This is a genomic window from Arthrobacter sp. P1_D12 (assembly GCF_056406175.1).
Window position 1 is genome coordinate 15634 of record NZ_JBFUAR010000014.1, and the last position, 20795, is coordinate 36428.

At 66.9% G+C, this 20795-nt stretch carries 23 protein-coding genes and 2 pseudogenes; 8 read left to right on the forward strand and 17 right to left on the reverse strand.

Translation table 11 applies throughout. The features are described from left to right. The first annotated feature begins 1 nt into the window (after position 1). From AC1DZV_RS11660 to AC1DZV_RS11685, 6 genes and pseudogenes are all read left to right on the forward strand, one after another. Positions 2-1302 (forward strand): annotated as a pseudogene (locus tag AC1DZV_RS11660) (Y-family DNA polymerase). A 43-nt stretch (positions 1303-1345) separates the two neighbouring features. Beyond that, positions 1346-1666 carry a hypothetical protein gene (locus AC1DZV_RS11665; RefSeq protein WP_459384712.1) on the forward strand — a complete coding sequence of 107 codons (321 nt, stop codon included), beginning with the start codon at positions 1346-1348 and terminating at the stop codon, positions 1664-1666. A 6-nt stretch (positions 1667-1672) separates the two neighbouring features. Continuing rightward, positions 1673-2053: a hypothetical protein gene (locus AC1DZV_RS11670; protein WP_476949526.1), complete on the forward strand. Its 381-nt coding sequence runs from the start codon at positions 1673-1675 to the stop codon at positions 2051-2053. 146 nt (positions 2054-2199) lie between these two features. Then, complete coding sequence (locus AC1DZV_RS11675; protein ID WP_476953762.1) at positions 2200-3138, forward strand: NmrA family NAD(P)-binding protein; 939 nt, start codon at positions 2200-2202, stop codon at positions 3136-3138. Between the two features lie 333 nt (positions 3139-3471). Beyond that, a complete protein-coding gene (locus AC1DZV_RS11680) occupies positions 3472-3774 on the forward strand; it encodes a hypothetical protein (RefSeq protein WP_476953763.1) in 303 nt (100 codons plus the stop codon). Between the two features lie 113 nt (positions 3775-3887). Beyond that, entirely contained in the window at positions 3888-4925 is a 1038-nt protein-coding gene (locus AC1DZV_RS11685; protein WP_253906731.1) for an LLM class flavin-dependent oxidoreductase, read from the forward strand. Between the two features lie 199 nt (positions 4926-5124). On the opposite strand, the gene AC1DZV_RS11690 is transcribed toward AC1DZV_RS11685, so the two are convergent. From AC1DZV_RS11690 to AC1DZV_RS11710, 5 genes are all read right to left on the reverse strand, one after another. Next, positions 5125-5961: an ABC transporter permease gene (locus AC1DZV_RS11690; protein WP_476949523.1), complete on the reverse strand. Its 837-nt coding sequence runs from the start codon at positions 5959-5961 to the stop codon at positions 5125-5127. Beyond that, positions 5958-6902, reverse strand: a complete 945-nt coding sequence (locus tag AC1DZV_RS11695; protein ID WP_476949522.1) for an ATP-binding cassette domain-containing protein — start codon at positions 6900-6902, stop codon at positions 5958-5960. Before AC1DZV_RS11695 ends, AC1DZV_RS11690 begins: the two co-directional genes overlap by 4 nt. Before the next feature lie 32 nt (positions 6903-6934). Beyond that, positions 6935-7780 carry a DUF4097 family beta strand repeat-containing protein gene (locus AC1DZV_RS11700; protein WP_476953764.1) on the reverse strand — a complete coding sequence of 282 codons (846 nt, stop codon included), beginning with the start codon at positions 7778-7780 and terminating at the stop codon, positions 6935-6937. Between the two features lie 82 nt (positions 7781-7862). After that, entirely contained in the window at positions 7863-8351 is a 489-nt protein-coding gene (locus AC1DZV_RS11705; protein WP_476849190.1) for a histidine kinase, read from the reverse strand. A 120-nt stretch (positions 8352-8471) separates the two neighbouring features. Beyond that, positions 8472-9116, reverse strand: coding sequence for a DNA alkylation repair protein (locus AC1DZV_RS11710; protein WP_476953824.1), 645 nt, complete (start codon positions 9114-9116; stop codon positions 8472-8474). Between the two features lie 676 nt (positions 9117-9792). Between AC1DZV_RS11710 and AC1DZV_RS11715 the strand changes: the two genes are divergently transcribed. Then, a complete protein-coding gene (locus tag AC1DZV_RS11715) occupies positions 9793-10092 on the forward strand; it encodes a hypothetical protein (protein ID WP_476949519.1) in 300 nt (99 codons plus the stop codon). 9 nt (positions 10093-10101) lie between these two features. Here AC1DZV_RS11715 and AC1DZV_RS11720 read toward each other — a convergent pair whose 3' ends face one another. After that, the gene (locus tag AC1DZV_RS11720; RefSeq protein WP_476949518.1) at positions 10102-10680 is read right to left on the reverse strand and encodes a histidine phosphatase family protein; all 579 of its coding nucleotides are present in this window, start codon (positions 10678-10680) and stop codon (positions 10102-10104) included. Positions 10681-11236: 556 nt separating this feature from the next. Here AC1DZV_RS11720 and AC1DZV_RS11725 point away from each other — a divergent pair. Next, entirely contained in the window at positions 11237-11620 is a 384-nt protein-coding gene (locus AC1DZV_RS11725) for a hypothetical protein (RefSeq protein ID WP_476949517.1), read from the forward strand. 89 nt (positions 11621-11709) lie between these two features. Here the strand turns inward: AC1DZV_RS11725 and AC1DZV_RS11730 are convergent, their stop codons facing one another. The 11 genes and pseudogenes from AC1DZV_RS11730 to AC1DZV_RS11780 form a co-directional block, all read right to left on the reverse strand. Beyond that, on the reverse strand, positions 11710-12462 hold the full coding sequence (locus tag AC1DZV_RS11730; RefSeq protein WP_476953765.1) for a lytic transglycosylase domain-containing protein: 753 nt from the start codon (positions 12460-12462) through the stop codon (positions 11710-11712). 70 nt (positions 12463-12532) lie between these two features. Then, positions 12533-12703: pseudogene (locus tag AC1DZV_RS11735) on the reverse strand (DUF4193 family protein); the annotation flags it as partial. A gap of 88 nt (positions 12704-12791) precedes the next feature. Beyond that, positions 12792-14210 (reverse strand): LLM class flavin-dependent oxidoreductase, encoded by a 1419-nt coding sequence (locus AC1DZV_RS11740; protein WP_476953766.1) that lies wholly within the window; start codon positions 14208-14210, stop codon positions 12792-12794. Beyond that, positions 14207-15154: a TauD/TfdA dioxygenase family protein gene (locus tag AC1DZV_RS11745; RefSeq protein ID WP_476953767.1), complete on the reverse strand. Its 948-nt coding sequence runs from the start codon at positions 15152-15154 to the stop codon at positions 14207-14209. Before AC1DZV_RS11745 ends, AC1DZV_RS11740 begins: the two co-directional genes overlap by 4 nt. 25 nt (positions 15155-15179) lie before the next feature. Beyond that, a complete protein-coding gene (locus AC1DZV_RS11750) occupies positions 15180-16070 on the reverse strand; it encodes an ABC transporter permease (RefSeq protein WP_476953768.1) in 891 nt (296 codons plus the stop codon). Next, positions 16070-17008 (reverse strand): ABC transporter ATP-binding protein, encoded by a 939-nt coding sequence (locus tag AC1DZV_RS11755; RefSeq protein WP_476949513.1) that lies wholly within the window; start codon positions 17006-17008, stop codon positions 16070-16072. The genes AC1DZV_RS11750 and AC1DZV_RS11755 overlap by 1 nt, the downstream gene beginning before the upstream one ends. Further along, positions 17005-18060, reverse strand: coding sequence for an ABC transporter substrate-binding protein (locus AC1DZV_RS11760; RefSeq protein WP_476949512.1), 1056 nt, complete (start codon positions 18058-18060; stop codon positions 17005-17007). The genes AC1DZV_RS11755 and AC1DZV_RS11760 overlap by 4 nt, the downstream gene beginning before the upstream one ends. Before the next feature lie 497 nt (positions 18061-18557). Then, positions 18558-18896: a YciI family protein gene (locus AC1DZV_RS11765; protein ID WP_476953769.1), complete on the reverse strand. Its 339-nt coding sequence runs from the start codon at positions 18894-18896 to the stop codon at positions 18558-18560. Positions 18897-19108: 212 nt separating this feature from the next. After that, on the reverse strand, positions 19109-19450 hold the full coding sequence (locus AC1DZV_RS11770) for a DinB family protein (RefSeq protein WP_476953770.1): 342 nt from the start codon (positions 19448-19450) through the stop codon (positions 19109-19111). A 106-nt stretch (positions 19451-19556) separates the two neighbouring features. Next, entirely contained in the window at positions 19557-19661 is a 105-nt protein-coding gene (locus tag AC1DZV_RS11775; RefSeq protein ID WP_476949510.1) for a hypothetical protein, read from the reverse strand. Positions 19662-20063: 402 nt separating this feature from the next. Continuing rightward, positions 20064-20681 (reverse strand): TetR/AcrR family transcriptional regulator, encoded by a 618-nt coding sequence (locus AC1DZV_RS11780; RefSeq protein ID WP_476953771.1) that lies wholly within the window; start codon positions 20679-20681, stop codon positions 20064-20066. Positions 20682-20795: the final 114 nt, after the last annotated feature.

The window sequence follows — 20795 nt, forward strand, 5'->3', positions numbered from 1 at the left end:
CATGTCTAAGCCCTCCCCGATGCGGCGGATGCCGCAGATCGCGCACGTGGATGTGAACTGCTTCTACGCCTCGGCCGAGCGGGCATTCGACCCGTCCCTCGAAGGCCGGCCCGTCGTCGTCCTGTCCAACAACGACGGGTGCGCCGTCACCCGGTCCCCGGAAGCCAAGGCTCTCGGGATCGGCCTCGGTGACCCATGGTTCAAACTCGCCCCGCGGGCCAAGGAGTGGGGACTTGTTGCCCTCTCGAGCAACTACGAGCTTTACGGGGACATCAGCGCCCGGGTGATGGAACTGCTGGGCCGCTACAGCGCTTGGTTGGAGGTTTACAGCATCGACGAGGCCTTCCTGGGCGTCAAAGGCGCGCCGGAGGACCTGCTGATCCTGGGCCAGACCATGAAGGCAGCCGTGCGGCGCAACGTCGGGGTTCCGGTCTGCGTCGGGATCGCCGGGACCAAGACACTCGCGAAACTGGCCAACAAATGGGCCAAGCACAACCCGGCCTTCGACGGGGTCTGCCACTGGGACTCCGTGCCGGCCGCCGCCCGGGAAGCGCTGATGGGCCGGCTGTGTCCGTGATCGAAATCTGGGGCGTCGCGACGCGGCTGACCAAACGCCTCAACGCCTTAGGGCTCCAGTCCATCCTTGACCTGGCCCGGGCCGACCCGGTGATGATCCGGGACCGCTTCTCCGTGGTCATGATGCGCACCGTCCTGGAACTGCAGGGCACCCCGTGCATCCCGATGGAAGAAGAACGGATCGGCCGGGACCAGCTCATCTTCTCGCGCTCCTTCGCCACCCCCATCACCACCGCCGCCGGCATGCGGCAGGTCCTGTCCGTCTACGGCCAGCAGGCTTCAGCACGGCTGGCCAAACACAGCCTCCAGGCCAAGGTCCTCACCGCCTTCGCCGGCACCTCGCACTTCAACCCGAACGACACCTCCTACCCCTCGGTGTGCGTGCCGCTGCCGATGCCCACCGCCGATCCCGTCCTACTCACCCGGGCCGCCCACGCCCTCTTGCCCCACATCCAGGAAGGCATCAAATACGCCCGGGCCGGCATCATGGTCACCGACCTGCGGCCCACCGGCAACCAGGCACCGCTGGCCCTGTTCCAGAACCCGCACGAGGAACGCCACATCGGAACCCTCCTGGAAGATGTGACCCGCCGATACGGGCGCGGCTCCATCGGCCTCGGCCACGCCGGCATACGGGGCGGGCCGGACTGGACCATGAAACGGGACATGCTCTCCCCCCGCTACACCACTCATTGGGACGAACTCCCCCTAGTCAAAGCCGCCTAACGCCAACACGCGCCCGCAGCACCGCACCACGAAAGACCACCCCATGACCCTCAGCACCGAAAACCCCACACGGACCCTTGACCTTCAAGTCCGGCTCGACCCGGCAGGCAAGCCCCTTGCCATCCGGCACGACGGACGGATCTGGCTTGTCGATCCGGCCACCGAATCCCGGCACTGGATCGGCGGTGACGCCGGGCGGGGCACCCGATGCACGGCCGCCGCTGGCTGCGCCAACCCGGCCGGTATCGAATACTGGCGTGTCGAGGCCCGGCTGGGGTCGAATTCAGCGCTGCGCACCTTCACGCTGCGCCGGAATCCGCGCTCCGTCCAGTGGCTCCTGGACGACATCAGCGACGGCGGCTAGGCAACGGTGACACTGAACCGTCAGCCGATCAATGACCAGACCTGGGCGGGGATCAGGGAAGAATTCACGCTGCCCGCCCTGGAACAGGTCCGCCGCCGCCTCGCCGAACTGATGGACGACCCCGACCCTGTAATGCAGCAGCTTGTCCGCGTCTTCATCGACGACGGCACGTTCTGCCCGGGATTCCAATTCGTCGCCGGCGGCCACCTCCACCCGACCGTCGTCGGACTATTCCAGCGCGCCATAGAACTGAAGGTTCCGCACAACTACTTCACGGCCTGGATGGTTACACCCTGCCGGGAACTCGGCGGGTCCCGCCCCGTTGACCATCTGAAAAGCGGTCGCGCTCCCCTGTTTCGCGCGCTGGAATCCCACCGATGGCAGTAGAGCCGGCCAGCGAACCGACGTCCAACGGTTCCGCTGATCAGTCCGGCCCGGGGATGTATTGAGCCACACCCGGGAATCGCAGCTGCCCTGCCATTGGTAGTCTTTAGCCCACTGTCCCTTTCCGCCCGACACTTGAGGTGCGAACCATGATCCCGACGACTCCCACTCCGGGCACTGTCCTTCTTGCCGGCGCCACCGGCGATCTCGGCGGGCGTATCCTGCAGAATTTGATCGCCCTGGGGGCCACCGTTCGGGTCCTGACACGGCCAGGAACCAGCACGGAGCGCATTGCGCAGCTCCGCACCCAAGGCGTCGAAGTGATCCAGGCGGGCTACGACGATCCCGCGGGCCTCCGAAGGGCCTGCGCGGACGTTGACTGCATAGTCTCCGCGATCAACGGCGTGGACAGCGCAATTTTCGACGCCCAATCGCGCTTGCTGGAGGCGGCGGCCGCGGTGGGCGTACCGCGTTTCATCCCTTCCGATTACTCCATCGATTACCGTGGAATCCGCCCCCGAAGCAACCGGAACCTGCAGTTCCGCCGAGACTTCGCACAGCGGCTGGATGCCACCGAAATCCGGGCCACTTCCATCCTCAATGGCGCCTTCACCGACATGCTCTCCGGGCAGGCACCCATGATCCTGTTCTCCCGGCGTCGTGTGCTCTTCTGGTCCGACGCCGACCAGGTGCTCGACTTCACCACGAAGGATGACACTGCCTCCTACACCGCCGCCGCCGCCCTCGACCAGCGGGCTCCCCGCGTCCTCCAGATCGCCGGAGACCAGGTCACGGCAAGGACCTTGGCCGCCACCATGTCCGACCTGACCGGAACGCAATTCCGGCTCCTCTACGCGGGCAGCGTCGGTTCCTTGACTGCTATGAGCCGGGCAGTCAAAGCCCTCATGCCGGCCTCTGACAAGCCGTTCCCGCCGTGGCAGGGCATGCAGTACTTCGCCAGCATGTTCAGCGGCGACGCGACGCTGAACTACGTCAGCAACGACCGGTACGGGAGCCGGACGTGGACAACCGCCCGGGACATCCTGGACCAGCACGTGCAGCAAAGCTCACCGGCCCCGGTCGCCTAGCCCGGGGGTTGTTGCACGGACAAGCCCCGAACCCCTAGGGTTCGGATCATGGCCGCGCCCGGGGGACCCGCTCGTTATGGAATGCACACGACGCCGACACTGCTATCCGTAGTGTGCCTCGCCGTTGTCGCGTTAACCGCGGCCTGCGCATCTACTCCCCCACTAAGCATGCCGGCCGGCGAGCAAACGGTCACCAAACCGCCCGCCGCCGGGCAGGGTATAGATGAATGCCTGCCACAGCGTGCAGAGAACGCCGTAGCCAACGGAGCGCTGGAGTGCCAGTACTTCACATCCGGTTCCATGACGCCGGCTTCTGTGCCCCGTGATCCGGGAATGAGCTCCGGCGACTACGCGATACGGTTCGGCAGCGTTGGCGGCCGCACGTTGACGACCGTGCGCATCCCCTGTGCCTCGTATGCGGTCACGGTCAGCATTGCCACCGAATCGATCACGCCGGATCCGGGGACACTGGGAAGTTCCCTGGGCACGTGCAACTTCCCGTGGGACCAGGAACAGTCGCGGATGAAACGATACCTTGAGGCTCCGCTTCAGTTTGCACAGCGGGAGACTGGAATCGTGCTGCACAACCCGGAATGGGGAATTACCCTCTTCCGGACCCCCTACGAGGCCGGCTGAGCCCGCGGTCCCGCCTAAGGGGCGCCAGGCGTGCCGCGGGAGGGGTGCGAGGCTGAGGGCCCGCGGGAGGGGTGCGAGGCTGAGGGCCCGCGGGAATAAGAACCGCCGCCACCATGTTCGTTTCCGGTGTGAAGAACATCGGATTCCTGTCCTTCGGCCATTGGACCGACCACCCGGATTCCGGCACGCGCACCGCGTCGGACGCGCTGTTGCAGGCGATCGACCTCGCGGTCGCGGCCGAGGAGCTGGGTGCGGACGGCGCCTACTTCCGAGTCCACCACTTCGCGCAGCAATACGCCTCCCCGTTCCCGCTGCTCGCTGCGATCGGGGCCCGGACAAGCCGCATCGAGATCGGCACCGGCGTGATCGACATGCGCTACGAGAACCCGCTCTACATGGCGGAGGACGCTGGCGCGGCCGACCTGATCGCGGGCGGCCGGCTGCAGCTGGGCATCAGCAGGGGTTCACCCGAGCAGGTCATCGACGGATGGCGTTACTTCGGCTTCGCCCCCGCCGAGGGCGAGTCGGACGCCGACATGGGCCGCAGGCACGCCGAGCGTCTGCTCGAGGTCCTCACTGGCAAGGGTTTTGCGGCGCCGAACCCCCGCCCGATGTTCCCGAACCCTCCGGGCCTGCTGCGCGTTGAGCCGCACTCAAGGGGGCTGCGCGAGCGCATCTGGTGGGGCTCCGGCTCGAACGCCACGGCCATCTGGGCGGCGAAGCTCGGCATGAACCTGCAGAGCTCCACGCTCAAGGATGATGAGAGCGGCAAGCCCTTCCACGTCCAGCAGGCCGAGCAGATCGAGCTCTACCGGCAGGCCTGGAAGGAGGCGGGGCACGAGCGGGAGCCGCGCGTCTCGGTCAGCCGCAGCATCTTCGCGCTGACGGACGAGCGCGACTGGCAGTACTTCGCCCGCGACCGCCACAGCTCCGACCAGGTGGGCAACATCGACGAGAAAACACGCGCGGTCTTTGGCCGCTCCTACGCCGGTGCCCCGGACGAGCTGGCCGCGAAGCTGGCCGAGGACGAGGCGATCGCCGCGGCAGACACCCTGCTCCTCACGGTCCCGAACCAGCTCGGTGTCGACTACAACGCCCACGTCATCGAGTCGATCCTGAAGTATGTGGCGCCGCAGCTCGGCTGGCGCTGACCCCTCGTGACAGATTCCCCGGGCGCCGCGCCGTCGACGCTTGCGGGGTCCAGCATTGCAACGCCAGTGCGACGACGCCGGTCCGGCCGGTACTCAGCACCGCGGCAGCCTTGACGCCGAACACCACTTCGGCTGAGGCACAGGGCGGGCGGCCGCGATGCGCTCGCGACCGCCCGCAGCAACCGGGTGCACCCTGGGCTTAGCGCACCGACTTGCGCTCGTAGATCGCCATCGACCAGGCGTACCCGGCGACCACAATCACGACGCACCACCCGATTGCCAGCACCGGGCTCCAGCCGAGCGGGGTGCCGAGCAGCAGCCCGCGGATGGCCTCAATGAACGGCGTGAAGGGTTGGTACTGCGCGAACCACTGCAGCCATTCCGGCATCGACTCGGTCGGCACAAAGCCGCTGCTGAGGAAGGGCAGGAAGGTCAGCACGAGGGGTAGGTTGCTGGCGGTCTCGGCCGACTTCGCCTGCATGCCCATGGCCACCCCGAGCCAACTGATCGCGTACGCGATGAGCACGATCAGACCTGCGGCGGAGATCCATTCGACAAACCCGGCGGTCGGGCGGAAGCCAATCAGGAGGCCGACGCCAAGCACGAGCACGACGGCGATAATCGCCTGGATGGTATTGCCGAGCACGTGCCCGGCGAGCACCGCGGCCCGCGAGATCGCCATCGTCCGGAACCGCGCGGTGATGCCCTCGGTCATGTCCATCGACACGGTCGTCGCGATGCCGCCTGCGCTGCCGGCGATGGTCAACAGCAGGATGCCCGGCATGACGTAGGCGACATACGCCTCGCGCCCGCCGGCCGGATCAGCGCCGGGCAGGCCGGCCCCGAGCGTGCCGCCGAATACGAACACGAAGAACAGCAGCAGGACTACCGGCCCCACTATGGTGAACACCGACAGGCCCGGGTAGCGCAGCATGTGCAGCAGGTTGCGGCGCAGCATCGTCACCGAGTCGGCAATGACGTGCGATTGCTGGCCGGTGCCCGGGGCCGTCCGGCGCTTGGCGGCGATGGTGGTCATGATTCGGTTCCCTTCGTCTCGACCCGGCCGGTGAGCGCGAAAAACACGTCATCGAGGTCCGGGGTGTGGATGCTGAGGTCGTCGACCTCCAGGTTGGCCGTGTCGAGGCGGTCCAGCACGGTGCGCAGCGCGCCGACACCGCCGTCGCTCGGCACGGTAAGCGAGAGCCCGGCGTCGTCGCGGACGGACTCACCGAGCAGCCGGGAGGCGGCGTCGAGCCGCCCGGCATCGGCGAACCGGAGCCGGATATGTCCACCCGGCACCAGGCGCTTGAGCTCGTCCGGCGTCCCCTCGGCGACGTGCCGGCCGCCGTCGAGCACCGCAATGCGGTCCGCGAGCTCGTCCGCCTCGTCCAGGTACTGGGTGGTGAGCAGCACGGTGGTGCCGTCCGCGACCAGGCTGCGGACAATGTCCCACATGGTGTGGCGGCTGCGCGGGTCCAGGCCCGTGGTGGGCTCGTCCAGGAAGATGACGCTGGGCGCCGAGACGAGGGTCATGGCGAGGTCGAGGCGGCGCTGCATGCCACCCGAGTAGGTGGCGAGCGGCTTGCGGGCGGCCTCGACGAGGTCGAACTGCTCCAGCAGCTCGGCCACCCGGGTCTTCGAGCGCTTCGCTCCAAGATGGCGCAGCCGGGCCATCAGCAGCAGGTTCTCCTCGCCGGTGAGCAGCTTGTCCACCGCGGAGAACTGGCCGGTGAGGCCGATCGCGGCGCGGACGCCGTCGGGGTCGCGCACGACGTCGCATCCGTTCACCAGTGCCGTGCCGCCGTCGGGCCGCACCAGGGTGGACAGGATGTGCACGGTCGTCGTCTTGCCGGCGCCGTTCGGGCCGAGCAACGCGGTGACGGTGCCCGCGTCCACGGTGAGGTCGACGTCGACGAGCACGGCCTTTGCGCCGTAGGACTTCCGCAGCCCGCGGACTTCGATTGCTGGCGTGTTCATGTGCTTCGTTCCCTTCTGTTGGTGGCCCGGAGTCATTGGGCGCGCTGGATGCTGATGTCACCGTGCTGGGTGCGTGCACGCACTGCGACGGTCTGTTCGGACGCGTCGGGAGCGCGGTCGCTGTCCAGCTGGTTGCGGACGTGCCCCTCTTTCGAGGACAGATCGAGCCAGGCGGGAACGCCGGGCCGCACGCCGATGGTGACCTGGCCGAAGCCGCTCTCGACCTGGATGGAACCACTCGAGACCTCTGCGAGCTGGATGCTGCCGTAGGCGGTCTTCGCCGCGACGGAGCCGAGTGCCTTCGAGATCTCGAGGTCGCCGTAGGAGAGCTTCGCTTCAAGGTCGCCGCCGGACTCCCCGATCAGGATGGTGCCGTGCGACGCCTTGAGTATCGCGTCGCCGGTGACTTTGCCGATCCGGATCTGACCGTGGTCGGCCGTGATCTCGATCCCGCCCTCGGCGGTGCCGAGGGTCGCGTTGCCGTGCGAGGCGCGCAGCCACAGGTCGCCGGTGGAGTCGAGATCAACGCGGCCCATCGAACTCTTGATCCGGGTAGCGCCGAGGCGTCCGACGGCGCGCACGCCGCCCACCCCTATCTCGGCGGTGAGCCGCGACCCGGCCGGCAGCTCGACCTTCACATCGACCGACTCGGTGGGGCCGATCCAGCTGATGCGGGGCCGGGGGCCGGTGATGATGAGCCGCTGGCCGTCGACGTCGACCCTGGTCTCTTCCGCGCCCCGCCGGTCGACCGCCTTCGCGGGGTTCGTCGGCGAGACGGTCACAACCGTGTCGTCGCGGTCAGTGGCGATGATTTCGATCGCGCCGACCTGCAGTTTGATGGCGAGGTCGATGGGGGTGGGGGTGTCGTAGGTGGGCATGCTGGCGCCTTCCTTTTGGGTGTGTTTGATCGACCCCGCGGGTCCGCGTGGTTGGTGGGTGTCGTGTGGTGCGGTGGGCGGTTTAGCGCGCCCAGCCGGCGAAGTTGTCGCCGGTGCGCAGCGTGCGCTGCGCGGATCGTCGCTGCTTGGGCTGGAGAGCGGCTGCGACCGCACGGACCAGCCAGGTGTTGACGGACAGGCCGTCAGCGGCCGCGGCCTCGTCCACCCGCGTCTTGAGGGCATCTGGCAGGCGGAGCGTCGTGCGCGAGGTGCTCGCGTCGTCGAGGTCGAGGGGTGCGGCCGGACGCTCGTCGGTGTCGGATTCCGGGTTCGGCTGGGTCACCACGAACTCGACGTCGCGTCCGCGCAGCCGCATGTCGACTGATCCGGGTGCGAGGTCGCGGGTGATCTCGCCGACTGCAGCCGAGAGAACGTCGAGGAGCACGAGCCGGGTCGCGGCGTCCAGTCCGGCGGCGAGCCGCTCGGCCACGGCGCGGGTGTCCTCCGAGCCGTTCTCCGCGGCATCCACTAGCTGCCGCTGTAGGTCGTTGACGTATTGTCCGAGTTCCATGCCACCATAGTGACACCACAGTGGTGTCACGTCAAGCCTTCGTGGTGTCACGGGTGATCCGCAGGTTGGTGCGGCGGCTCGATGAGGGTTGGGGACGGGCGAAGGGCCTCGCCCTGAGTCCTAGTTGGCGTCCTGTCGGTTCACCATTTCGGCGATCCAGATCGGCGCGAAGGGAGAGGTGCAGTTCGGCGGCGTCGGGTAATCCTTGAGCACCTCCAGGCGCTCGCCGATGCCGATCGCGCGGGCGCGGTGTTCGGGGTGCTCAATCCCGATCTGGGCCAGGCAGTGGTTCATCGCCCACTGCAAGCGGTCTGGGGTGTCCTTCATCTGCGCCTCGATGATGTCGAGCAGTCCTGGCAGGTCGAGGCCCCCCGGCTTCTTCGCAACGCGGTCGGTAGTCAGCGCCCAGCCGGCACTTGCCACCAGCGGGTCCGGATCGGCGAACCAGGCCACGCGCAGTTCCTCGGCATGCGGGTTCTTCTTCACCACATAGTTGACGAGCCAGTCCTGCACCTTGGGAGTGTGCGCCTGGCGCAACATGACGTCCAACTCATCACGATCGAACGCCTTCGGACGGCAGATCAGGAGCGCCAGGAGCCGCGCCGCGGTATCACCGGTCCCCCACAGCTCACCGGCCAGCTCCTGCTGCGTCTTGAGCCGCTTGGCCAACGCCCGCAGCTTGCCGAGGTTCACCCCGTGGTCGTCACCGTGCTTGGCGTTCACGTCCCGGATCCTCGGGTCCTCGAGGTCGGCCAGCTCGGCCATCACCTCGGCCGCCGTCGTTCCGGTTTCCGTCGTCTCGGCCACCTCGGCCTCCTGTCCGTTGCTTGTGCGATTCAGCATACGTCGGCGGTTCGGCCGCCCGCGGCAATAAGCGGCTTGGCGACGAAAACAGACGACTGCACCGTGGCCGCGCACGCCGGTGAGCGTCCGGTGCTCACCTGTGAATCGCCCGCTGCCCCTTGCCCCAGACTGGTTGCCTGCGGCAAGCTGTTGATCAGCTGATGAATTGATCAACCGGGAGAGACCCGACGGCGGCAGCCCCCGGAAGGTTGCCGCGGCGGTGCCGTTGCGGGGCTGGAACCCCGCAGGGCGGGAGGGCTCGGAACATGGAACGTGCAGGATCCAGGCCGGCAAAAATTCGCGACGCCGTCATTTTCTCAGTGGTGGCGGTGATGGTAATTCTTGGAATTGCGTGGATCGTGACTACCCGGTCACCGGTCACGCCGCCTCCGGGAGCGTCCGGGACCCCGGTGAGTAATCCTTCGGTATCGGGACGTGCGACTTTCCAGAAGGTCCCGAATCAGGTTCTGTTTGCGCTTGATGATTCCGGAAACCCGGACCTCTCCGGAGACTTGACGAATATCAAGCAGGGTGACGCCGGCGATTGCTATTTCCTCGCAGCGTTGATGACAGTGGCCTCCCGGCCCCTGCGACCGTCTTGAACATCGTTCATGACAACGGCAACGGCGCCCACACCATTTCTTTCCACAGCAAGTACGACGGGGTGTCCAATCCGGTGACGGTCACGGTCAACGGTGATCTTCCGTACCGCCGCGGCAAGCCCTCCAACTCCGACGGCGAGCTGGTCTCCGACCATTCCTACGCATTGCTGGGTCTGAATCCCTCCGACCAAACGGTCGTGGTGGGTGATCCGGAGGGTGGCCACACCACGCTGGCTTTTGCGACCTTCCAGTCAACGAACATCAACCAGTACATCGCGATACCGACATATCCTTGAGCGGCAGCCCTAAACGGCAGCCATGGCCCGCTCGCCGTTGAAGTATTCGAGCTGCCAGCCGTCGACCGCATGGTGGTGGGCCAGGTTGAGCACGGCGTTGTCGATGCTTTCCAGGGTGCGGCCGACGGCGCGGCTGAGACTCACGCGCAGGAGCGTGCCATGGGCGACGGCCAGGACGCGGCGGCCACGGAACTCCTCGGCCAGCGCCTCAAGCGCGGCCAACCCCCGGCCGGCGGCCTCGTCCTCGCTTTCCGCTCCTCGGAACCCATGAGGAATGCGCAGTGCGTCCAGTTCAGGACCGTCCTGCAGGCCCTCCGCGGGTCCGAAGCTGCGCTCGGCGAGCTCCGGCACGCGCCGGGCCACGCTGAGGCCGAGCCCGGCGGCGATGAGATCGGCGGTTTCAGCGGCACGGCTCAGCGGCGAGGACACGATCGCGTCCCATTCATAGCCGGACAGGACGGCGACGGCGTCGCGAGCCTGACCGCGGCCGACGTCGTTCAGAGGAATGTCGGTGGATCCCTGCAGCCGGCGCTGTGCATTCCAGTCCGTCTGGCCATGGCGGATGAGGGCGAACGTCGTAAAGGTCATGCCTTCCATTCTGCCCTGACGGCAGGCTGGCGATGACAGAGGCGCTGGCCTGGCAGCTCGGGACCCAAACAGCGGAGCCGCCGCGAGCATCCTCGTCATCGGCAAATGCGACAAAGAGCGATCGCAAAACACCGCCACTTCTCATAGTCCCTTGACGCATGGCCAGCACCGGACGCAAAGTTCACACGAGAGTCATTCCGCAGATGGCCGATAACCGTCCGGGCCCAGCCCTCATGCCGCAACAACCGCTGCACGGCGGAGCATATTGCATCCCATGAGCCCCTCCCCGGCCGAGCCGCTTGCGGTCAACAACGGAAGCGCTCCGGTCACCTCTTGGACAGGAGAAGTAAGGATGGATCTCGAGCAACCGCCCCCAGGCCCAAAGACGGTAACTGCGGCCAGGGCCGCCAAAGACGCGGCCCTGGCGTCCAGTTCCGCGTCGCGGAAGAAAGTTTCGTACGGAGCCCAGGACCGCAGAGGACCACTACTGTGGAACTCAGGCCTGGAAAGGCTCACCAACCGAACCCGTCTGCCGGGACAGCCAGCCGATGTGGGCGTGAACCTGTTCTACGAGGACCTTGAGTGGAATCCCCTCTTTGGCCCGGGCGATCCCTCGGGGATCATTCCAAGGGACACAGATCAGGTTCCGCCTGGAAATATGGCTAATGCGGGAGGGCTGATTCTGCCCTGGTGCTCGAATTCTCAGGAGGTCCGCCGGAAGGCCATTGTTGTGTACCGCCTTGGCGAGGACCTGGATACAATCGAAGATCCCCTCCTGTATGTCTTCCAGTATTACTGGGACAACGTGGGGTACTTCTTGCCGGCCACCTTTGGGTCTTTCGACGAGAAGATCTCTATGGGTGAGGGGCCCAGCGCATCCCTCAATGTGGACTTCGTTCTCGGCCCAACAGGAGACCTGGTTGCCAGGGCACGGGCATAGGGGCCTGGCCGGAGCGCGGCCCGGCCGCTGCCAATCACTTTGGGAGCCGGCAAGGGTGTCCGGATACTAAGTCGAGTTGCACGGTGGCACTATCCGGGAGTACCCGACTGTGCGGCGTAGGCAGTGGCCCGGTCGCGTACGTGGTCCACGTACGGATCAGACTGGTTGTAGGAGTAGATCGCGTCGGCCCAGCCGGCGGCGGTGGTCAGGTCACCGCCGTGGGCGCACAGGTACGAGGCGGCACTTAGCGCGGCGTCATCGATGTTAAACGGGTCGGCTGTTCCGTCGCCGTTCCCGTCCCGGCCTGCGAGCAGCCAGGTGGAGGGAATGAACTGCATGGGTCCGACGGCGTGGTCCCACCGGGCGTCACCGTCCAGGGCGCCGGCGTCCGAATCAGGGATCGCGGCGAAGCCGTCGCCATTGAGGCTCGGACCGACAATTGGCCCGCTCACCTGACCTGTGGCGGTCAGGCTGCCGCCGCCGTACGTTCCGTGGCCGGATTCGACGAAGCCCACCGCTGCCACTGTATTCCAACCGATCCCGCACGTCGGGGCCGATGTGTTGGCCGCATCGGCCGCCGCCACGTAGGCCTGGAGGGCCCGGGCGGGGATGCCGGTCTGCGCGGCGGCATGGGTGAGCCACTCGGCGTCCGCGCTCCGGGTGATGTTCACGGCGGAGGTGATGCCGGCGGACAGCGATTCGAGTTTCGCCTCTGCCCGCGGCGGCGCGGGCAGGGCCACGCGGGTCTCCGCCCCGGAGAACCGGAAGGCCCAAAACAAGAACCCGGTGATGACGCAAAATACGAACAGGCCGAGCACGGCAAGGCGTTTCAGACGGAGCATGGACTAAGCGGGCCGACCGGGGACGGCGCTGACCCGCGTGTCCGGCGCGGCACGGAAAACCGCGCCTGCGCTCGGCGACAATTTCCCCGCCCGGGCTGATCGCATCGTCAAAAGCGTCGGCTTCATCCAGTTCTCGGACAACGCTGCGGGCATCCGGGGCGTTGGCGGATTGCAGCGCCTGCAGGGAATTATCCTGCGACTCCTTGACGTCGGATCGGACTTCGTCGTAATCGGTTGCCACGGGGGTGACTCTCATTCCTGTGTTTAGTTCTGACGGGAAGCCAACGTACACCATTGCGCGCGTCGCTGCCTCATGTGAACCAAGTCCTTCAGGCCGAACGGAGTCCCGGGACCGCGTCGACCGGCACCTGTGCGGGGTCCTGGGACCCCGCCGGGCCCGGGCCCGCCGGACTCCTGTGGGCAGCCGAGACGAAGGTGTTGGCCGGCCGGGGCAGCCCGTAGTGTTCCCGGAGCGTCCGTCCACTGTATGCGCGCCGGAAGAGTCCGCGGTCCCGCAGGATCGGGATGACGTGGTCCACGAAGGCGTCCAGGCCGGACGGAAGCACGGGAGGCATGATGTTGAAGCCGTCCGCCGCCCCGGCCTCAAACCATTCCTGGATCGCGTCGGCCACCTGCTCAGGGGTGCCAGAGAAAGTACGGTGGCCGCGGCCGCCGCCGAGCCTGCCGATGAGCTGGCGCACGGTCAGCCGTTCCCGCCGGGCGAGGTCCACGATCAGCGTGTACCTGCTCTTGGCCCCTTCGATCTCGTCCTCGGAGGGCAGGTCGTCCGGTAGCTCGGCGTCGAGGGCCAGGGATGCTGCGGGGACCCGCAGCACCCCGGCGAGCTGCCTTCTGGCGTGCTCCGGGTGGATCAGCTCGTCGAGGTCTTGCTCCAGCCGCCGCGCCTCGGCCTCGGTTGAGCCGATGACGGGAACGATGCCCGGGAGCACCTTGATCGTTCCCGGGTCACGGCCGGCGGCGGCGGTTCGCCGCTTCAGGTCGGCATAGAAGCGCTGTGCGTCGGGCAGCGTCTGCTGGGCCGTGAACACCGCTTCGGCGTAGCGGGCGGCGAAGTCCTTGCCGTCCTCCGAGGAGCCGGCCTGGACAATCACCGGGTGGCCCTGGGCGGAGCGTGGCACGTCCAGCGGCCCCTGGACGCTGAAGTACGTGCCGGCGTGGTTGACCGGGTGGACCCGGGTGTTGTCGCCCCAGGTCCCGGCTTCCTTGTCGCCGAGGGCGGCGTCGTCCTCCCAGCTGTCCCAGAGCTTGCGGGCCACGTCGAGGAATTCCGCGGCCCGCTCGTACCGCAACGCGTGGGCCGGCTGGTCCCGCAGGGAGAAGTTCCTCGCGGCGGCGTCTCCGGCGGTGGTGACCACGTTCCACCCGGTCCTGCCGCCGCTGATGTGGTCCACGGAGGCAAACCGGCGGGCCAGGTTGTAGGGGTCGTTGTAGGTGGTGGACGCCGTGGCGATCAGCCCGATGCGGTCGGTGACGGCGGCGATGGCGGCGAGCAGGACGGTCGGCTCGAGTGTGCCGTAGGGCCGCTGGCCGACGTCGCCGTGCAGCACCGGTGAGTCCGCGAAGAAGATCGAATCGAACGTCCCGCGTTCCGCCGTTTGGGCCAGCCGCTGGAAATGCGCGACGTCCGTCCCGGCGAAACTGTCGCTTTCCGGCAGCCGCCACGAGGCCTCGTGGTGACCCGTGCTCATCAGGAACGCGTTCAGGTGCAGCTGCCGTGCCCCGCTCACAGCTGAACTCCGGGAACGCCGGCGCGCAGTTCTACCGTCTCGGAATAGACGGAGGAGTCGCCCTGGATGGACGTGCTGCTGCGTCCGTCGACGCCGCGGGGTACGTCGCCGGCCACCGTGACCCGGTTCAGCTGCCGGGGCTGGCCGTCGTAGTTGTCCGGGGCGTAGTGCTGGGTGATGCGGTTGTCGAACAGCACCAGCTGGTCCGGTTCCCAGTTGACGCGGACCACGTTCTCGGGGCGGGTGACGTAGGCCTGGAGCAGCCGCAGGATGTCCTTGGATTCGGTGTTGGACAGTCCCACGATGCGCAGCCTTTGGGCGAAGCCGCCGATGAAGAGGCCGCGCTCCCCGGTCAGTGGGTGGACCCGGACCACGGGGTGGGCAGTCTCGAAGTGGATCCGGGTGAATTCCTTCCGCCGCTCACCGGCGCTGGCGTGCTCGAGGTTTTTCGGCACGGAGTAGTCGTAATCATTGGTGTGGACGGCCCACAGGGTGTCGGCGAAGTTCCGCAGCTCGTCCGGCAGATCGGCGTAGGCTCCGGCGGCCGAAGCGATCAGGGTCTCGCCGCCGAAGGCCGGCAAGGTGATGCTGCGCAGGGTGGAGGCCTGCGGCGGGTTCACGACGAACGTGACGTCGGTGTGCCAGTTGTTCGCGCTGCCGTTTTCGCTGTCCACCGGCAGGACCGCAGGTTTGCCCTCGACGGAGGCCACCGTGGGGTGGGCCTGGGTGAGTGGGCCGAAGCGGGCGGCGAAGCGGACCTGGGCTTCGTCGTCGTGGACGTTTGCTTCGCGGAAGACCAAGGCCTTGTGCCTGTTCAGGGCTTCACGGATCTGGGCGATCGTGGCGTCGCTGAGGTCGCTGCTGAGGTCCAGGCCGCGGATCTCGGCACCGATGCGGGCGCTGAGTTTCCGGAATTCGAGGCGGGTTTGGGTGGTTATCGACATGGTTGACTCCTTTGGTCTGCGGGGGTTAGTTCGACTGGGATCCGACGGCGGTCCGCCACCGGGAGAAGTGCCGTTCGACGGCGACCAGCAGGTAGTTGACCAGCAGGCCGAGCAGCGAGACGGTGAGGATTCCGGCATACATGTCCGGGATCAGGAAACTGGACTGGGCGTTGACGATCAGGTACCCGAGGCCCGCCTTGGCACCGACCATCTCCGCCGCAATGAGCACCAGGATCGAGGACGTTCCGGCCATCCGGATTCCGGTGAAAATGGTCGGCACCGCCGAGGGAAGGATGACCTTCAGGAACAGCCGGAAGTTGGAGAGTCCCAGCGAGCGGGCGGCCCGGACGAGCAGCGGGTCGACGGTCCTGACGCCGGCGATGGTGTTCAGCAGCACGGGGAAGAACGCGGCGTAAGCCACGATGCTGATTTTGGAGGTCTCCCCGATCCCCAGCAGGAGGGTGAAGACCGGGAGCAGCGCCAGCGCCGCGGTGTTCCGGAAGACCTCCAGCAGTGGGTTGAGGAACCGGTCAAGGGACCGGTACCAGGCGACCAGCAGGCCAAGGGCGACGGCGAAGACGACGGCGATGCCGAAGCCGCTGGCGGAGCGGGTCAGGCTGGCTGCCAGATGGTTCTGCAGTTGGCCCTTGGCGATGAGTGATCCCAGTGCCCCCAGGACCTCGTGCAGCGGCGGGAGGAAGACCCTGGTCGAGGCCGTGGCGAGGTAGGTGGGGCCCAGTTCCCAGAGCAGGAGGAACAGCACAATGGCGCCCGAGGCCCAGATCCCGCGTGCTGCCCGGCGGGCTCCGGAACGGGCCATGGCGGGAAGGCGTCGGGTTGCGGCGGGCTGTGGGGGCCGCCCGGTAGCGGCTGTAGCGGGTGCAGTCAGGTCTTTGGTCAGTGTTGGTGCGGTCATCAGGCGGCCCTTCCCTTGCTGAGCTGTCCCTTGCTGGGCTGTCTCTTGCTGAGCTGCGGTGCCTCGTCGGGCGCGGACCCGTCGGGCCGGATCTTGGCATGCCCGGCTTCCTGGGCTTTCCGGACCTCGTCGTGCAGCAGCGACCAGACTTTGTGGCGGTGTTCGATGAAGACGGCGTCGGAGCGGACGTCCCGGTCGCCGCTCCGCTCCCCCAGGTCAATGTCGACAATCTGCTTGAGCCGGCCGGGTCGGGAGCTGAGCACGGCGACCCGCTGGCCCAGGTACACAGCCTCGTCGATGCCGTGGGTGATGAAGATGATGGTCTTGCCCGTGGAGCGCCAGATGCGCAGGAGTTCCTCCTGGAGCTGTTCCCGGGTCTGGGCATCCAGCGCTGCGAACGGTTCATCCATGAGCAGGACGTCCGGCTCGTACGCGAGGCTCCGGGCGATGGCAACCCGCTGCTTCATGCCGCCGGAAAGCTCATGGGGATACCGGTCCTCGAAACCGGAGAGGCCGACGAGCTCAAGGTAGTGGCGGGCCGTGTCGGCACGGTCCCTCCGGCTCAGGCGGCGCCCGTCGCTGCCGGTTCCTTCGAGGCCGAAGGCGACGTTGGCGGCCGCGGTGCGCCATGGGAAAAGGGCGTACTGCTGGAAGACGACTGCACGGTCGCGACCGGGCCCTGTCACCTCCTTGCCGTCCACGAGCACCTGGCCGGCGTCCGGCCGGGTGAGCCCGGCGAGGAGGTCCAGGAGGGTGGTTTTGCCGGAGCCGCTCGGCCCGACCAGAGTAATGAACTCGCCCGCGGCGACGTCCAGGGTGATGCCCTCCAGCGCCGTCAGGGTGGAGCCCTCGGGCTGGTCCTTGCTGGGCCGGACGGTGAACTGTTTCCCGACGTTGCGGAGGCTGATTTTCGGCGTCGGTCCGGCACCGCGGGTCATGATGCCGCCCCGTTCAGCAGTCCGTTGAAATCGTTGGTGTAGTACTTGGACGGGGTGATCCCGCCGCTGACGATGCCGGTGTCGTTCAGCCATGCTGACCAGCGGGTGAAGTCCTGGTCGCTGATGGCCCCCTTGGACGGGACTCCGACGCTCTTCCAGTACTTCAACGCCGCGGTGCTTTCGGAGCGCTGACGTTTGTTGATGATGTTCGTAAACCGCGCGATCACCTCGTCGCGGGGGGTGGTGCGTTCCCATTCGATGGCCTTGGCCACACCGGTGGTGAAGATCTTCGTGGTTTCCGGGTTTTTCTCGATGAAGTCCTTGCGCAGGACGTACTGGCCGCCGGCGAAGGTTCCAAAGAGTTCGAAGTCGCTGAACAGGGACCGCAGGCCGCCCGTGGCGACAGCGTTGTCCTGCAGCACTCCGCCGAGCGCCCCGACGTCGACCTGGCCGCGGCGGATGGCCTCCTCGGTGTCGTTGGGCGGAACGACGACGAGCTGTACCTGCCGGATTTCCTCCTGCGACAGTCCGTTCTTCTTCAGGTAGCTGTTGATCACGGCGTCCGCATGGGCGCCCAGGGTGTTGACGGCGACTTTCTTGCCGATCAGATCCCGCGGCGTCCGGATCGGGCTGTCCTGGGTGACGTAGAAGCCGTTGAACGTCTTCTCATCCTCGCCGTAGTAGTTGATCACCGCAGTGACCGGCGCGCCGGCTTCGATGAGCTTGACCACGGCGCCGGAGAAGGCGCCGCCGAAGTCGGTGGCTCCTGTCGCGGCTGATTGGATGCTCGCCGGCCCGCTGGTGGTGTTGCCCACCCAGTTCAGCTTGACGTCGCCGAGGTAGCCGAGGTCCTCGGCCAGCTCCGGCAGGCTCACGTTGTTGGCCGAGCCCTCGTAGCGGAGTTCGGTCACTTCGGGTGCCCCGGGGGTATTTCCGGCAGGGGACTGGGCGCTCGCAGGGCCGCCGCAACCGGAGACCACCAGCGAGACCGCCACGGCGGCAGCAACGCCCAAGGTGGAGAAAAGTCCTGCGGGTAAGTGTCGGTTTTTCATAGCGGATTCTTTCTGGATTCGATGGTGCGGCCCGGGGCTACCGGACCGTGCCCACCATCAGAGCAGAGTCGAATCCGTTCCGCAGGTGCCTCGACACCCGAGGAAACCGCGCGTAATCCGGCGACGAAAACAGCCATGGACGCACCCCCGGTACCCGATCGGACGCAGCGGGAAGCAGTCCGTAACAGGGCAAGACTCACGCGGTCATTTGCGCCCATCCTGGGACACAGCCGCGCCCCACCGGACCGGCACTGTGAAGTTTTGGTGACGCCCGGCGACGGCGTGTGAAAGGGCCGTCGCCGCGCCACTGTCGTGCAGGGGACGAAAGATTCCTGCAGATGTGGCCGAATGTTGCGGGCCAGGCGCGGTACCGGCGGTCAGGGCCCAGTACGACCAGGCGCACAACAGGACGAGCAACAGCAGGACGAACAAAGGCGTGTCCGCCGCTGCTGTGAAGCTGCGGCGAACACGCCTTGAGCATCGGGCCGAGCCGCTGCTTACATTCCGGGGATCTGCTGCGCCTCGTGAACCTCGATTTCGCAGCCGCCGGGCATGTTCAGGTGCGGATGCACCTTGGCCAGTTCCACGGCCGCATCAAGGCTGTCGGCTTCGATGATGCTGTATCCGGCGACGTCACGCTGGCTCGGCGCAGTGGCTCCACCGGCGGAAACGCGGACACCGTTGGCCAGGGGCGTTCCAAAGTCGATCAGGCCGTTGCCGACCTTGGCGGCCCAGTTGTTCCACTGTTCCATGGCGGCTGCCATGTCCTCCGGCGCGGGCGGCGCGGCCTCGGCGGGGGTCATCGGGGCGTGGTAGATGAAGACGAACTTGGTCATGTTGCTCCTGCTTTCCTGGCGGTCTGGACGGGCTTAGGTTGGAAAACTTCAGACGGCGACGGGCCGGCCGGTGAATGCGATCAGGCGCTCCAGGCTGCTCGCAGTCTCCGCGACCGGCTGGACAGCGGCGAAGCTGCCGCTGGCGCGGACCTGGTCCGAGATGGTCACCAGGGCCAGGGCCTCAACGTGATCCGTGACGACGTCGGAGACTACTAGTTCCTGGCCGGTGGCCTTCGCGAAGTCCCACGCGTGGACGAGCAGCTCGAGGTGACGATCCCGGCGACGACGGTCGCGGGCAGCTCGGCGAAGCCCATGTCGATGGTGCCTTCGAAGCCGCGGCGGCTGAACGCCTCCAGGGTGGCCTGCGCGAGTCCGGCGATGCGAACTTCCGGACCTGCCCCGGCGTCGTCGCTGACGTCCGCGCCCAGCGCACCGCCGATCTGCTTCAGCGAACCGGCCAGGTGCTCCAGCAATTCGTGGGCCGTGAAATTTTCGCAGGGAGTGGCTTTCTCACGGTCCTCCGGGGTGAGCTTGCGCAGCACGCCCAGGAGCACGGCGAGCGAAGCCCCGGCGGAGCTGAGGTGATCGATCGGGTCCGGGGCAGCCGACCATGCGTCCGGACCGGCGCCGTCCGGGGAGGAGGTCTCGGCGATCAGGCGGTCAAGGTAGTGGCTCGATCTCCTGGAATGTGCCGGCGGCGTGGTGGCCGGGAGTGACGGTCCAGCGGTAGTCGCCGCCAATCCGAAGGACAACCCGGGCAGCCACCGTTTGCCAGCGGCGCAGCCGTTCCGGCTCGGTGATGAGCGCAAAGGCCTCGTCGGCGCGGACGGGGAGGTGAATGGTTTTATCGAACGTTATGAGAGTGGTCCCTTGTCTTGAGGCGAAGTATCGGAATTGATCGTGTGATGTTGCGGAGGCCGGTGGCGTTGGGCGGCCAATGCGGACGCATCTGATGCCAGCAGGTCCAGTTCGTAGGTCCAGAACTGTTCGACAAGGTCACGCAGCCGGCCCATGCCCCCTGGGTCGAGTCGGTAGTACCTGTTCCGGCCCTCTTTGCGGGCAGCCACCAGGCCGGCCTGTTATCGGAGTGGTTTGTCAGGGCGCTATGGCGCGTACGGGGTTTAAGAGATGCCGGTAACCGGGACGGGGAATCCCCGGGCGTAGCGGCTAAAGGCCCCGGTGGTGCTCGATGAGCCATCGCGCCATCTGCTGGGCGCGCTTGGAGGCCAGCGCGTCCCCTTCGGTGGCGGAAATGATGGAGCCTTTCATCAGGATGTGCCAGGACCGGGCAAATTCCTCGGGGCGGTCCAGCCCGGCTTCCTCGGCCAGTGCCTGGATGTGCCCACGGATGCGGCTGAGGTAATCGATGCTCGCCTTGCCCAACGGGTGCCCGGCGCCCATTTCCAGCAGCACATTGATAAACGAGCACGCCTCGAAATCCTCGCGCTGGAACCAGTCACCGAACACGTCAAAGACGGCGAGCAGCTTCTCCTCGGGGGTGTTGCCCCGCCGGCTGGCCTCGGCCACGATCAGGTCCACGGTCCACACCTGGTCGCGGAGTTCCAGGAAGGCCAGCACCAGGGCGTCCTTGGACGGAAAGTGCCGGTAGAAGGTTGCCTTGGATACCCCCGAATTGCTGATCAGCTCATTGACCCCTACGTCGCGGATGCCGCGGCGGGAGAATAACTCGTAAGCAGTGGCGAGGATACGGTCCACCGGCTCGTCGCGTCCGGCCATGGCTGTGGCGGGCAGCAGCGTAGGACCCTCGGCGTCGTTGACAGTCATGATGAAAAAATTTTACACCGGACCGAGGCGAACAGACTGGTCTGCCTCGGAGTGTGCTATCAGTCTCCGCCGGATTCACCCCGGCGCTTTCGGCTAACACGACGCCGGCGGGCC